At 68.5% G+C, this 14,283-nt stretch carries 12 protein-coding genes, 1 pseudogene and 1 riboswitch; of the genes and pseudogenes, 7 read left to right on the forward strand and 6 right to left on the reverse strand.

What is annotated here, in order from left to right:
• Positions 1 to 202 (forward strand): annotated as a pseudogene (locus G6031_RS17175) (DUF4440 domain-containing protein); the annotation flags it as partial.
• A 362-nt stretch (positions 203 to 564) separates the two neighbouring features.
• Here the strand turns inward: G6031_RS17175 and trpS are convergent.
• Positions 565 to 1,641 (reverse strand): tryptophan--tRNA ligase, encoded by a 1,077-nt coding sequence (gene trpS / locus G6031_RS17180; RefSeq protein WP_182653924.1) that lies wholly within the window; start codon positions 1,639 to 1,641, stop codon positions 565 to 567.
• A gap of 636 nt (positions 1,642 to 2,277) precedes the next feature.
• Between trpS and G6031_RS17185 the strand changes: the two genes are divergently transcribed.
• Entirely contained in the window at positions 2,278 to 3,081 is an 804-nt protein-coding gene (locus G6031_RS17185; protein ID WP_182653925.1) for a hypothetical protein, read from the forward strand.
• Between the two features lie 268 nt (positions 3,082 to 3,349).
• Here G6031_RS17185 and G6031_RS17190 read toward each other — a convergent pair whose 3' ends face one another.
• Positions 3,350 to 3,820, reverse strand: coding sequence for a PPOX class F420-dependent oxidoreductase (locus G6031_RS17190; protein WP_182653926.1), 471 nt, complete (start codon positions 3,818 to 3,820; stop codon positions 3,350 to 3,352).
• A 78-nt stretch (positions 3,821 to 3,898) separates the two neighbouring features.
• Complete coding sequence (locus tag G6031_RS17195; RefSeq protein WP_182644266.1) at positions 3,899 to 4,744, reverse strand: exodeoxyribonuclease III; 846 nt, start codon at positions 4,742 to 4,744, stop codon at positions 3,899 to 3,901.
• A 99-nt stretch (positions 4,745 to 4,843) separates the two neighbouring features.
• On the opposite strand from G6031_RS17195, the gene G6031_RS17200 reads away from it, so the two are divergent.
• Genes G6031_RS17200 through G6031_RS17210 form a run of 3 tightly spaced genes read left to right on the forward strand, consistent with a single transcriptional unit; the run spans position 4,844 to position 8,162 of the window.
• Entirely contained in the window at positions 4,844 to 6,367 is a 1,524-nt protein-coding gene (locus G6031_RS17200; RefSeq protein ID WP_182653927.1) for an FAD-dependent monooxygenase, read from the forward strand.
• Between the two features lie 3 nt (positions 6,368 to 6,370).
• Positions 6,371 to 7,558, forward strand: coding sequence for a hypothetical protein (locus tag G6031_RS17205; protein ID WP_206682178.1), 1,188 nt, complete (start codon positions 6,371 to 6,373; stop codon positions 7,556 to 7,558).
• Between the two features lie 4 nt (positions 7,559 to 7,562).
• Positions 7,563 to 8,162 carry a TetR/AcrR family transcriptional regulator gene (locus tag G6031_RS17210; RefSeq protein WP_182644264.1) on the forward strand — a complete coding sequence of 200 codons (600 nt, stop codon included), beginning with the start codon at positions 7,563 to 7,565 and terminating at the stop codon, positions 8,160 to 8,162.
• On the opposite strand, the gene G6031_RS17215 is transcribed toward G6031_RS17210, so the two are convergent.
• From G6031_RS17215 to G6031_RS17225, 3 genes are all read right to left on the reverse strand, one after another.
• Complete coding sequence (locus G6031_RS17215; protein ID WP_347238522.1) at positions 8,149 to 9,363, reverse strand: MFS transporter; 1,215 nt, start codon at positions 9,361 to 9,363, stop codon at positions 8,149 to 8,151. The two genes, G6031_RS17210 and G6031_RS17215, sit on opposite strands and share 14 nt — an antisense overlap.
• Positions 9,364 to 9,412: 49 nt before the next feature.
• A complete protein-coding gene (locus G6031_RS17220; protein ID WP_182639157.1) occupies positions 9,413 to 10,285 on the reverse strand; it encodes a bile acid:sodium symporter in 873 nt (290 codons plus the stop codon).
• A gap of 79 nt (positions 10,286 to 10,364) precedes the next feature.
• The gene (locus G6031_RS17225) at positions 10,365 to 11,582 is read right to left on the reverse strand and encodes an NADP-dependent isocitrate dehydrogenase (RefSeq protein WP_182618215.1); all 1,218 of its coding nucleotides are present in this window, start codon (positions 11,580 to 11,582) and stop codon (positions 10,365 to 10,367) included.
• A gap of 155 nt (positions 11,583 to 11,737) precedes the next feature.
• A riboswitch (SAM riboswitch) is annotated at positions 11,738 to 11,853 on the forward strand.
• Positions 11,854 to 11,905: 52 nt separating this feature from the next.
• Here G6031_RS17225 and G6031_RS17230 point away from each other — a divergent pair.
• Both G6031_RS17230 and G6031_RS17235 read left to right on the forward strand, forming a co-directional pair.
• On the forward strand, positions 11,906 to 13,240 hold the full coding sequence (locus G6031_RS17230) for a PLP-dependent transferase (RefSeq protein WP_182644263.1): 1,335 nt from the start codon (positions 11,906 to 11,908) through the stop codon (positions 13,238 to 13,240).
• Between the two features lie 11 nt (positions 13,241 to 13,251).
• On the forward strand, positions 13,252 to 14,283 hold a 1,032-nt coding region (locus G6031_RS17235), incomplete at its 3' end, for a homoserine O-acetyltransferase (protein ID WP_182653928.1).

Below are 14,283 nucleotides of genomic sequence, written 5' to 3' on the forward strand. Positions count from 1 at the left end.
GCTCGCGGCCGCCGGGGCGACCGACCAGGCATCCGGAGACCACACGATGGAGGTCATCGAGGCCCGCGAACTCGCCTCCGACACGATCCTGGTGATCTGGCGCGAGCGGTCCCGTGGTGACTCGATCCTGCGCAGCTCGGTGTGGGTCCGGTCCAGGGGCTCCTGGCGCCAGACCTTCCATCAGGGCACTGCCGAGACCTGAGTTCCCTCCGCGCGGACGTTCTGCCGGGGAGGCGCGCCGCACACGGAACGGCGCCCCTCACCACGTCTGGCGAGGGGCGCCGTTCGTCGACCGCGGCGCGGGGCCTACAGGCCGCCCAGCAGCAGATGGAGCAGATCCCCCACGATTCCGATGAGACCGGCGACTAGACCCATGTTTCCACTCCCTACAGGTGATGTGACACCCGACGGGTTCCTCTCCCCGTCGAGCTGAAAGCGACTCTAAGGACGTAGTGTGACGGAGGTGTTTCGCCCCGCGGTCTACGCCGTGAACTTGGGTTTCGTCGCTGTAAGGATACATCTGTATAGATTTTTTCTTACGCAGTGGCCTGCGCCCTGGGTGTCCTATCCGCGGCGCGGTGCGGTGAACCCGACCGCCTGATAGACCTGCGAGAGCACGGGCCCGGCCACGGATCTCGCGCGATCCGCGCCGTCAGCGAGGATCTGCTCGAGTTGGCCCCTGTCGGACATGTACTCGTCGAACCGACCGCGCAACGGGGTGACAAAGGCCTCGAGGGCATCGGCGGTGTCGGTCTTGAGCGCGCCGTACCCCGCCCCCGCGGCCTGATAGTCGGCCACGAGCTCCGCCACCGGTCGCCCGGTGAACGCCGACTGGATGGTCAGCAGGTTCGACACCCCCGGCTTCATCTCGCGGTCGAAGCGGATGTCACCGTCGGAGTCGGTCACCGCGCTGCGGATGCGCTTGGCGGAGACCTTCGGGTCGTCGAGCAGATTGACGATTCCCTTGGGGTTCTCCCCCGACTTGCTCATCTTGGCCGTGGGGTCCTGCAGGTCGTAGATTTTCGCCGAGCCCTCGAGGATCTTGCCCTCGGGCACCACGAAGGTCTTCTTGTAGCGGGAGTTGAACCGCATCGCCAGGTCGCGGGTCAGCTCGAGGTGCTGCCGCTGGTCCTCCCCCACCGGCACGAGGTGCGGGCGATAGAGCAGGATGTCGGCGGCCATGAGCACCGGGTAGGTGAACAGCCCCACGGTCGTCCCGTCCGTACCCTGTTTGGACGACTTGTCCTTGAACTGCGTCATCCGGGCGGCCTCGCCGTACCCGGTGATGCACCCCAGGACCCAGGCCAGCTCGGCGTGCTCGGGCACATGTGACTGCACGAACAGCACCGAGCGGTCGGGATCGACCCCCAGCGCGAGGAGCTGTGCGCAGCCGCGGAACACCCGTTCGCGCAGCTCCTTGGGATCTTGCTTGACGGTGATCGCGTGGAGGTCGGGGATGAAGTAGTAGGCATCATAATCGTCCTGCAGGTCCACCCACTGCCGCACGGCGCCCAGGTAGTTGCCGAGATGGTAGGAGTCGGCGGTGGGCTGGATACCGGACAGGACGCGCTGGCGCTTCGCGGGCGCCCCGGTCGCGGCGGTCGTGGGCGCAGAAGCTGCGGGAGTGGACTGCTCAGACATGGAGCCCATCCTCCCACGCGCTCCCAGTCGAGCTCTTGCGGGCACGCCTCGGCCAACAGCCTTCCTGCAACGAGCTGATCCCGACGTTTCGAGACGGGTCTAGCGACGCTAAATCGTCAACTTCGCACTGAGACTAATGGGGAACCCCAACACCATGGCGGACACTCTGACGCTAGACCGCTGAAGAGGAAAGACTCGACCGAGGGGTCGATATGACCAGAGCCAATTGAGGGACATCTAAGGTGTACTTCGGTCGGCGGACTTCACACGAAGATGCACTCGCAGACCCCCACCGATCGTCCTCACTAGTTCTACATGAGGCGGTGCAGTTTGCATAAGCAGCGACAGTAACGTGTTTCCGCGAACGATAGGGTGCGACAATAAACTCTCAAATTAGAGCTTTCACATCCAGTTAGCCCGGTCGGCGCAATCGCAATGCTTACACCGACCCGGCAACCCATAAGAGGGGGTCTTATGTCACCGGACAGGTACGATTATTGGACCGCAATCGGCACCGTCGGCGCAGTTGCAGTCGCACTAAGCGTTGCAATTGTTCAAGCTACCGTCGCTCTGACACTCTCCATTAGGCGACGGAGTCTGGCGCGACGGAAAGTTGCCTCCTTAGTATCGGCCTGGGTGGAGCACGAGTACATACCAAGTGCCAGCGGTGAGTTCTACCGGCGAAGAGTCTCACTACATCTCGCCAACGAGTCCGACGAACCAGTGTTTAAAGTGGAGGTTCTCTGCGGAGTTTCCACTGGAAACGGAACCGTCCAGCTTGGCCCCTTGGCAGCGCCGCGGGTCATCCCTACACTCCCCCCGAAGCGCGAGTTTGTTTACGACGTCACGATGGGCATGCTCGGATTCGGGGAGTTTGCACATGACGCCTTCCACGGATTAGTTGCGGAGGTGGCATTTCGCGACCATGAGGAGAAGCGGTGGGAGCGACGCTTCGACGGGGGCCTCTACAAAATCAAGAAGCCGCGAGCCGCGCGTATCGTCCAGGCGGGCGACGAACTGGCAGTCGCTCAAGCCGGCCCCCCCGACAATCCCTACAATCCTCTCGGCGTCGTGTTCGCTTTCGCAAACGCCGCTTCCGATGTGTCCATAAGCGACAAGCGCTTTCGCGAGTTGCTCGCAGCACACGCAAGCGGCTGGAGCGAGATTGACCATAAGAAACTTGCCGAAGTGCGCGAGCTCCTCCGTACTGCCAATGTGGCCACCCATGTTTGGTACCCGACACCTCGAATTGGATACGTTCGACTGCTCGAACACGTTCAAGAAGAAAGCGCTCCCCACCGAGCACAGATCTTGACCCTGGTCTGGCGGAACGGTAGGGGGTGGACTCTCTTCGGCCTGGGCCCATACCTTCCATGGGATATTGGTTTCGCATCGGGCGAATTGGAAGTCGACCCACTGGAGGGCCGCGAACATCAGTAGGTTAGTGGCCTTGAAAGGTTGCCCAGGTTAGCTCACGCGCCCTATAATTCTGGTTAATTACGAACAGAAGGGGCTAAAGAACTCAAACGGCTTCGGTCCCACACCAGGCGCGGTCATCCCACAGAAGCGGTTCGATAAATTCTGAGATAAGGCCCTCAATTTCCGGACCTGATCCGAGCCGTCCGGACCGTAGGGACGGTGCCGATTCTTAAGTCGACCGTATGCACCCGATACAAACTGGATAACCAATTCTATTTTGACGATCCGATTACTCTGCTGCTTTGACCCTCGGCGGCGGGAACCCGCCCGTGGCCACCGGCCCCCAGTCGTCGATCGTCACTCGGATGAGGCACTTGCCCTGCCGCACCATCGCCGCGCGGTACTCGTCCCAGTCGTCGTGTTCACCCGCCACGCTGCGGAAGTACTCGACCAGCGGCTCGACGGCGCCGGGCAGGTCGACGATCTCGCCGGTGCCGTCCAGGTGGACGTACGGGCCGGTGAAGTCGTCGGACAGGACGCACACGCTGACCGCCGGGGCTCGTCGGATGTTCCCGACCTTCGCCCGCTGCGGGTAGGTGGCCACGACGAGCCTGCCCTCGGAGTCGACACCACAGGTCACGGGCGAGCTCTGCAGCCCTCCCGAGGACTTCCGCGTGATGAGCACCGCGCGGTGCCGCGGGCGCAGGAACTCCTCGAGTCCGGCTCGCTCAGGACGGTCGGCAGTCGCATACGTCGGCATGGAGCCGAGGTTACGGATGTGCTCGCCGCGCGGCATCCGCGATCGCGGGCCCCTCCGGTGCGGACGCCCTCGTCGTCGTCACTCGTAGACGACGGTGACCGGCGCGTGGTCGGACCACCGCATGTCGTAGGCACTCGCACGGTCCACCCGGTCGGCCACGGCACGATCGACCAGGCCGTCGGTCACCACGTGGTAGTCGATGCGCCAGCCCGCGTCGTTGTCGAAGGCCTTGCCTCGTTGGCTCCACCAGGAGTACGGGCCGATCTCGTCGGGGCGACGATGGCGGACGATGTCGGTCCACCCACTGGCGTCGGCGAACAACTCTGACATCCACTCACGCTCGTGGGGCAGGAAGCCGGAGCTCTTGTGGTTCCCCTTGTGGTTCTTCAGATCCGCCTCGCGGTGGGCGATGTTCCAGTCGCCGCAGATGATCATCTCGTGACCGTCGCGGGCGCCGACCACCTTCGCGCTCTCGGCGAGGTGCTCCCGGAAGCTCGCCATGAAGCGGTCCTTCTCGTCCTGCTTGGGGGTCTCGGCCGTCCCGGAGGGCAGGTAGAGGCTGGCCACGGTGACGGTCTCCCCGTCGACGGCGCCGGGGTACACCGCCTCGATGTAGCGGCCGGACTCGTCGAACTCGGGATCACCGTGCCCGATGCGCACCTCCGCGGGCTCGTGCCGGGACAACAGCGCGACGCCGGCCCGGCCCTTGAGCGAGGAGGCGGAGCCGACGAGGTGCCAGCCGGCGTCGAGGGCCGGGGCTAGCGCCTTACGGGTCTGGCCCTCGTCGGCGCGGACCTCCTGGAGCGCGACCACGTCCGCGCCACTGCCCTCCAGCCAGGGCAGGAATCCGAGGTTGGTCTCCGACCGCTGCTTGACGGCGGCACGGATCCCGTTGACGTTGACGGTGCTGACGGTGAGGCTCACGCCGCTCAGGCTACCGACCCGGTCAGACGTACCCGTTGACACCCGGTTCGTACATTCATACATTGAGACGATCAATGTATGAATGAAGGGAACTGAAGGATGCACGGAGCGACGGCAGTGGTCCTCGGCGGGAGCGTGGCGGGCCTGTGTTCGGCGGGCGTGCTGGCGCCGCACTTCGACAGGGTGGTGGTCCTCGAGCGGGACGAGCTTCCGCCCGGCGCCGAGCACCGGCGCGGGGTCCCCCAGAGCAAGCACCCGCACTTCGTCCTCAACGCCGGGCGACGCGCGATCGGCACGATCTTCCCCGGGTTCGAGGAGTCACTCATCGAGGCCGGCGGGATGCTGCTGATGCCCTCGATGGACGCGGCTTACGGCGAGATGGACGGCTGGGGGCCGCGCAAGACCAGCACCATGACGATGATCTACTCCTCCCGCATCCTCATCGAGCGTGTCCTGCGGGAGAAGGTCCGCGACCTGCCGACCATCGAGATCCGCGAGGGCGTGACCGCGTCGGGCCTGTCCACAACCGGAGGCGGGACACCGGCCGGGCGAGTGACCGGGGTGGAGTACCGCGACGCGCACGGCGAGACCCGGATCCTCGAGGCCGATCTCGTGGTGGACGCCCTCGGTCGCGGGTCCTCCGTCCGGGACTGGCTCGCGGCCGCCGGCTGGCCGGCCGTCCCCGAGAAGACCCTTGACGCCAAGGTCACCTACACGTCCCGCTGGTACCAACTCCCGGACGCCTCGCAGCGGCCGCCGAACTGGTGGTGGCAGCACCTGGTCCTGACCCCCACCCAGGACACCGGCCCCCATCCGCAGGAGCACGAGTTCCTCTCCAACTTCTTCCCCGTCGAGGGTGACCGCGCGATCGCGTGCATGGGCTCGTGGGGGATCCGGATGCCGCGCACGCCCGAGACGTTCGAGGCCGCCGCCGACCGACTCCGCGCGCCCACCTTCGCCGCCGCCATGCGGGCCGGCACCCCGATCTCGGAGGTGCACCTCACCCGCGCCACGGGCAACAAGTGGCGCCGCTACGACGAGCTGGCACACCCACCACTGGGCCTGGTGGCCATCGGGGACGCGGCCTGCGCCTTCAATCCGTTCTACGCGCAGGGGATGAGCTCGGCCGCCCGCTCGGCGGTCGTGCTCTCGGACGTCCTGGCCGAGCACCGGTCACTCGACTCCTCGTTCACCCGCGCGTTCCTCGACCGGCAGCGCGCGTCGCTGGAGGTGCCGTGGATGCTGGCCATGGCCCGCGACCAGGGATACGACTTCGCCGAGGGCACGGAGGTCGCGCCCGCGTGGCGACGCAGGATCATGTCCCGGGTGTCGTGGCCGGTGTTCAACGCCATCACCGCCGCCGCCCGTGAGGACGACCACGTGGAGCAGACGTTCACCGCGGTGTTCAACCTCGACAAGTCGCTCCGCGACATGATGACGGACCCGCGCTTCGTCTACGGCCTGCTGCGCCACAAGGTCCGCGAGGCGCTCGGCCGCACCCGCGTGCCGGGTGGCTTCGACATCCGCCTCGACCCGCCCGGTACCGACTACTCCGATCCCGCGAACCCCGTGGAACCGGCGGCCTCCGCCGTCCGGTCCGCGACCCGACAGACGAAGGGCTGAGCGATGGCGTACTCCTGTGAACCCGATGCCCGGCAGGTCGCCGATTTCCTCGGCTTCTCCTGCGACGACGCACACCCCGTGGGGGCCGTTCGCTCACCGATGGCCCTCGAGCACTGGACCATGCCCCTGCTCGAGGTGCTGATCATCGCCGGTGCGGTCTTCGCCCTCGTGCACGCGTGGCGGCGCTGGAGGCGCGACGGCGACCCGGTCAACCTCGGACTGTGGTTCGCCTCCCTGATCTACCTGGCGGTCATCGAGCCGCCGCTGTACTTCCCCGAGTGGTTCGGTCTGCAGGACTACGTGGGCTTCATCTTCTCCCACAACGTCTTCACCGTGCAGTTCATGTTCGACCGACTGCCGCTGTACATCGTGGCGTTCTACCCGGTGATCTCACAGCTCACCTACGAGCTCGTCCGCGCCCTGGGGATCTTCGCCCGGCGCGGGGCCGCGATCGGGGCGATCGCCACCGCTTTCGCCAGCCAGGTGTTCTACGAGATCTTCGACCAACTCGGGCCCCAGCTCAGGTGGTGGGCGTGGAACCCCGACAACATGATCAACACGCCGATGTTCGCCTCCGTCCCGATGAACAGCATGTGGGTGTTCGCCTCGGTGTCCTTCGGCGTCATGGTGTGGCTCGTCGTCACGCTCCTGGGCGGGCCCGGGCGCACCGGAACGCCCATGGGCGGCGGCTCGGTGGCCTGGCGGACCGTCGTCGCGGGGGTGCTCACCCCGGTGCTCATGGTGATCCTGGCCGCGCCCACCAGGGTCGGCGTGGACGCCGAGAGCGAGGGAACCCTCCAACGGACCATCCTCTGGACGTTCCTCGGCATCCTCTGGCTCGTCGGCCTGTGGCTGCTGGCGGACGGGACCCGCCGGACCTGGCGGGGCTCGACGCCACCGGTCGCCTCACCGGCCTTCGTCCGCGTCTACCCGGCCCTCTACGTCGGTGTACACGCGGCGTTCTGGATCGCGGCACTCCCGGCCTTCCGGGGAGCGACGGACGGGGTCACCACCGGAGGCACCCCGATCGGGAGCGGGTGGTACGCGCTCGCCTGCTTCGCGGTCGCGACCTGGTTCGTCGTCGCCGCCCTCCTGGCGACCCGGTCCCCCTCCGGCGGGGTCGGCTCCGCCCCCGGCACCACCGCGGGCACCGGGAATCCGCGGACGCGCGGGGCCGATGTGACACCCTGATCCGATGGCGAGACACGGGTGGGGCGGCCGGCCCCCGGCGGACGAGGAGGAGGCGCGTCAGCGCATCATCGACGCCACCGCCGGCCTGATCGACCGGCACGGGGTCGCCAAGACGACGCTCTCCGACGTCGCGGCCGAGCTCGGCGTGACCCGGCAGACGGTGTACCGACACCTCGGGAGCATCGGCGAGATCGTGAGCGTCGTCGCGGCTCGTGGTGCCGAGGACTTCGTCGACCGGATGGTCTCCCATCTCGAGGGCAGCCGGACCCCGGCGGAGGCCGTGGTCGAGGGCATCCTGTTCTGTCTGCGCACGGTGCCGAGCGACCCACGACTCAACCTGCTGCTGCAACTCGGCGACACCGCCACGTTCAGCCGGGCGGCCACCTCGCCGATGATGCTCGACTACGGCTCGGCGATGCTGCGCCGGTTCCCCGTGGAGTGGGCGGACGCCGGGGTCTCCGACGCCGACCTCGACGGTCTCGCGGAGATGATCATGCGACTGCTCATCTCGCTGTTGGACTCCTCCACGGACGTGCCGCGCCCGGAGGACGAGGTCCGCGCGCTGCTCGAGCGGTGGCTCGTGCCGGCGCTCACGCCGTCCTGACCCCGTCCCGGTCCGGTCTGCGGGCGGCCACGACCGCGCCCACGAGGATCGCCAGTCCGACCGCCGCGAGGGCGGCCCCCGCGAGTGCGGGAGAGGTGTAGCCGAAGCCCAGCGCGATCACCACTCCGCCGAGCCACGCCCCCAGCGCGTTGGCGGCGTTGAGCGCCGAGTGGTTCAGCGCGGCCGCCAGCGTCTGCCCGCGGCCCGCGTACTGCATCAGCCGTGCCTGCAGTCCGGGCACGAGTGCCGACCCCGTCGCCCCCACGAGGAACAGGCCCACCAGTGCCGTGACCGGATGGTGCGCGGCCACCGTGAACAGGGCCAGGACCACGGTCATGGCCGAGGCGATCGCGACCAACCCGCGGTCGAGGTCCCGATCCGCGACCACGCCGCCCAGCAGGTTGCCGGTCACCATGCCGAGACCGTAGACGGCCAGCACCGCGGGCATCCAGCCGCGGTCGATCCCCGCGACGTCGACCATCGTCCACTGGATGTAGGTGTAGACGGCGAACATCCCGCCGAACCCCACACCGCCCACGGCCAGGGTCGCCAGGATCTGCGGGCGGGCCAGCGCGGCCAACTCCTCGCGCGCCCTGACCACCACCGCGCCCGACGGTTCGGGGACGACGACGAAGATGGCCGCCACGGTCAGTGCCCCGATCACCCCGACCGCGAGGAAGGCCGCCTGCCACCCGGCGGCCTCCCCGAGCCACGTGGCCGCGGGGACACCGATCACGGTCGCCACCGACAGACCCAGCAGGACCAGCGACACCGCGCGGGCCTGCTTGCCCGGGCCGGCGAGCGAGGCCGCGACCAGCGAGGCCACACCGAAGTAGGCCCCGTGCGGGATGCCGGCGAGGAAGCGCGCGGCCACCAGGATCTCGGCGGAGAGCGCGAAGGCGGCGGCGGTGTTGCCCACGGTGAACAACGCCATGAGCACCAGGAGCAGGGTGCGGCGGCGCCACCGGGAGGTCCACACGGTCAACAGCGGTGCGCCCACGACCACCCCGAGCGCGTAGGCGGTGATGACGTGTCCCGCCTGCGGTTCGGTGAGCCCGAAGTCGTCGGCGATCGACCTCAACAGCCCCATCGCCGCGAACTCCGTGACGCCGATGCCGAACCCGCCCAGCGCCAGGGCGAGGATCGCGACCGCCACGCGGCGGGGGGTCGGCGCGGGGCCGGTGGCGGGGCTCGTGGTCACCGGAGCAGGCTACGCCCACCCCTGCGCGGGCCCGCCCTGACAGACCCGATCAGGGGGCGGTGCGCATGAGGCGCCGACCGCCGTAGACCACCAGGAACGCGGTGACGTACATGACGATGCTGTAGACGGCGGCGGCCAGCCCCACCTCCTCGTCGCCGATCACGGTGAAGGCGATGAGCAGGGTCAACGTGGTGTTCTTGATGCCGAACTCGACCGCGATCGCGATCTGTTCGGCGCGGCGCAGCCGGCACACCCAGGCGAGCAGTCCGCCCACCACGATCAGAGCCAGGTTCAGGACGACGACCGCGGGTCCCACGGCCACGACGAGGTCGACGATGCGGTCCCTCTCGCCGAGCACGATGCCCACGATGAGCAGCACCAGGACGACGAGTCCGACGATGCCCACGAAGCGCTCGATGCGGGCGGCCAGGGCGGGCCTCCTCGCGCGGAGGAGCATGCCGAGAAGGACCGGGATGAGGATGACACCCAGGAGGAGCCCGAAGGTCTGGCCGAGCGGGACGGTCACCTCGGCGTCGGAGGCCCCCGGGATGACCCGCGCGCCGATACCGAACCACATCGGCAGCGTGAGGATCACGGCCACGGAGGTCAGGGCGGTGAGGATGACCGACAGCGCGACGTTGCCGCGGGCCAGATAGGTGATGAGGTTGGACGTCGCCCCGCCGGGGGTCGCCGCGACCAGGACGACGCCGAGGGCCAGCATCGCGGGGAGCCCGAAGACCAGGGCCACGACCACGCCCGTCAGCGGCACCAGGACCAGCTGGCCGAACAGTCCGACGATCGTGGCCCACGGCGACCTGGCCTGGACCGCGAAGTCCTCCTTGGTCAGGCTGAGCCCGATGCCGACCATGATGATCGCCAGCGCGACGGGCAGGCCTATGTCGATCAGGGGACTCTGGTCCACGTGGTGCTCCTCGGGTGCTCGCGGGTCGGCGGACGGCGGCCCTCATGTGAGATGGACCACTGTCCGACACCGTAGCCGCTCAGGCGCGGGCCCTCTTGAGGTTCTGGTCCAGGGCGGCGAGGAAATCCTCGGTGGTGAGGTGGTCCTGGTCCTCGCCGACCAGGAGGGCGAGATCCTTGGTCATCTGGCCGCCCTCGACGGTCGAGATGACGACGTCCTCGAGTTGGTGCGCGAACTCGATGACCTCGGGGGTGTTGTCGAGAGTGCCCCGGTGCTCGAGCCCGCGGGTCCAGGCGAAGATCGACGCGATCGGGTTGGTGGAGGTGGGCTCGCCCTGCTGGTGCCGCCGGAAGTGGCGGGTGACCGTCCCGTGCGCGGCCTCGGCCTCGCAGGTCTTCCCGTCCGGAGTGAGCAGGACCGAGGTCATCAGGCCGAGCGAGCCGAAGCCCTGGGCCACCGTGTCGGACTGCACGTCGCCGTCATAGTTCTTGCAGGCCCAGACGTACCCGCCCTCCCACTTGAGCGCGGAGGCGACCATGTCGTCGATGAGTCGGTGCTCGTAGGTCAGGTCGGCGGCGTCGAAATCCGCCTTGAACTCGCGGTCGAAGACGTCCTGGAAGATGTCCTTGAACGCGCCGTCGTAGGCCTTGAGGATCGTGTTCTTGGTCGACAGGTACACCGGGTAACCGTGCTGCAGTCCGTAGTTGAACGACGCGCGTGCGAAGTCCTCGATGGACTCGGTGAAGTTGTACATCCCCATGACCACACCGCCGTCGTCCGGCATCTCGACGATCTCGTGCTCGATCGGCTCGGAACCGTCGGCCGGCGTGTAGGTGATGGTGACAGTGCCCGCTCCGGGCACCCTGAAGTCGGTGGCGCGGTACTGGTCGCCGAAGGCGTGCCGGCCGACGATGATCGGCTTGGTCCAGCCCGGCACCAGGCGGGGGACGGTGGAGATGATGATCGGGGCGCGGAAGATCGTCCCGCCGAGGATGTTGCGGATCGTGCCGTTCGGCGAGCGGTACATCCGCTTGAGACCGAACTCCTCCATGCGGGCCTCGTCCGGCGTGATGGTCGCGCACTTGACCCCCACCCCGTGCTTCTTGATGGCGTTGGCGGCGTCCACGGTGACCTGGTCGTCCGTGGCGTCGCGGTTGGAAATGCCGAGGTCGTAGTACTCGAGGTCCACGTCCAGGTAGGGGTGGATGAGCTCGTCCTTGATGAACTTCCAGATGATGCGGGTCATCTCGTCGCCGTCGAGTTCGACGACCGTCCCCTCGACCTTGATCCTGGCCATCGGACCCTCTCTCCCCGCTCGCCCCTCCGGGGCCCGCGTGTCGGCACCACTGTGACGTACGCCTCATCTTACGGATCCGCCCGGTTCCCGAGAGGCCCCTGCGCGCCGTTACCCCTCGTTGCCGCCGCCGAGCGGCTTAGGCTAACCTCTCCCCAGGTCATGAGTTCCAGCGACAAGCCCCGGCTCGCTGGACGGCAACCCTCCACCGCGGTGGGGTGCCCCGGGAGACGACCTGGCCACCACCCACCCGGGTGACAGGCAAGCGCGGGTCCGCTGTCGTCAAGCGGCCGGACCCTTCTGACGAGAGGAGGGGCTCCGCCCCTATGACGTACGACAACAGCAATCCCGACTGGGCCTTCGAGACCCGCCAGATCCACGCCGGTCAGCCGGTCGACTCCGACACCGGTGCGCGCAACCTGCCGATCTACCAGACCACCTCGTACGTCTTCGCGGACGCCAAGCAGGCCGCGGACCGGTTCGCGCTCGCCGAGATGGGCCCGATCTACACCCGGATCACCAACCCCACGGTCGCCGCCGCGGAGGATCGCATCGCGTCGCTCGAGGGCGGCGTCGCCGGTCTGCTCTTCGCGTCCGGCCAGGCCGCCGAGACCGCGGTCATCCAGGCGATCGCGCAGTCCGGTGGCCACGTGGTGGCCTCCCCCCGCCTCTACGGCGGTACCGACACCCTGCTCCGGCACACGCTGCCCAAGTACGGCATCGAGACCACGTTCGTGGAGAACCCGGACGACCCCGCCTCCTGGCAGGCGGCGGTACGGCCGGACACCAAGCTGTTCTACGGCGAGTCCATCTCGAACCCGCTGAACGACATCCTCGACATCCCGGCGATCGCCGAGGTCGCGCACCGCAACCAGGTTCCGCTCGTCATCGACAACACGGTGGCCACCCCGTACCTCATCCGCCCGCTGGAGCTGGGGGCGGATGTCGTCGTCTCCTCGGCCACCAAGTACCTCGGTGGCCACGGCGCCTCCCTCGGTGGCGTCCTGGTCGACGGCGGGAAGTTCGACTGGCGCGTGCAGCGGGACGGGCAGGACGTGTTCCCGTCCTTCACCACCCCGGATCCCGCGTACCACGGTCTGGTCTACGCCGACCTCGGGGCGCCCGCCCTCGCGCTCAAGGCCCGCGTGACGCTCCTGCGCGACACCGGCGCGGCGGCCTCCCCGTTCAACGCGTGGACCCTGGTCCAGGGCATCGACACCCTGAGCCTGCGCATCGAGCGCCACGTGTCCAACGCGCAGCGGGTGGCCGAGTGGCTCGAGGCGCGCGAGGACGTCGCGGGCGTCCAGTACGCCGGCCTGGCCTCCTCGCCGTACAACGCGCTGCAGAAGAAGCTGTCCCCCAAGGGTGCGGGCGCGATCGTCACGTTCGACCTCGCGGTGCCGCAGGGCGCGTCCGAGGAGGACATCACGACGCGGGCGTGGACGTTCATCGACGCGCTCAAGCTGCACTCGTGCCTGGTCAACATCGGCGACGTCCGGTCGCTGGTGTGCCACCCGGCCACCACCACCCATTCCCAGGGCACGCCCGAGGCCAACGAGATCGCCGGGGTCACCACGGCGACCGTCCGTCTGTCGGTGGGCATCGAGGCCGTCGACGACATCATCGGTGACCTCGAGCTCGGTTTCGCCGCGCTCTCCTGACGTCCGCCCGCATGGTCCGCCCCACCGATCCACTCGCGCTGTTGCCCCCGGGCGACGGCACCCTCGGCCGTGTCGCCATCGGCGACCTCACGCTGGTCACGGGTGTCGTCCTCCCGGGGGTGACCCTCGCGGTGCAGCGGTGGGGCCGGATCTCGGAGGACCGGTCCAACATCGTCCTGGTCGAGCACGCGCTGACCGGGGACTCGCACGTGGTCGGCTCCGTGGACTCGCTCCACCCGACGCCCGGGTGGTGGAACGGACTCGTCGGGCCCGGGCTGCCGCTGGACACCGACCGCTACTGCGTGCTGTCCGTGAACGTGCTCGGCGGGTGTCGGGGGTCGACGGGCCCCAGTTCACTGCACCCCGACGGCCACTACTGGGGCGCCCGCTTCCCGGCCGTGTCCGTCCGCGACATGGTGGAGGCCGAGCGGGTCCTGGCCGACCTGCTGGGGATCGAGCGGTGGGCCGCGGTGATCGGCGGTTCCATGGGCGGGGCCAGGACCCTCGAGTGGATGGTCACCCATCCGGACCGCGTCCGGGCGGGCTGTGTCCTCGCGGTCGGGGCGCGCGCCTCCGCGGACCAGATCGGCGTGCAGACCGCGCAGATCATGGCCGTGACCTCCGACCCGCACTGGCAGCAGGGCGGGTACCACGGCACCGGCCGCACCCCCGTCGCCGGACTCGGGATCGCCCGTCGCATCGCGCACCTGTCCTACCGGGGAGAGCTGGAACTGGACGAGCGGTTCGCCAACCGTCCGCAACCGGGTGAGGACCCCCGGGGCGAGGACCTGTCGATGTCGGGGCGCTTCGCCGTGCAGTCCTACCTCGACCACCAGGCCGGCAAGCTCGTCTCCCGCTTCGACGCCTGCACCTATGTCCTGCTCACCGACGCACTCAACCGTCACGACGTGGGTCTGGGACGAGGCGGGGTCGAACAGGCCCTGCGCTCCTGTCCCGTTCCCTGTGTGATCGGCGGGGTGACCACCGACCGCCTCTACCCCCTGCGCCAGCAGGAGGAGCTCGCCGCGCTGTTGCCCGGCGCC

It is taken from the genome of Dietzia sp. CQ4, from assembly GCF_014145125.1.
Taxonomy (GTDB): domain Bacteria; phylum Actinomycetota; class Actinomycetes; order Mycobacteriales; family Mycobacteriaceae; genus Dietzia; species Dietzia natronolimnaea.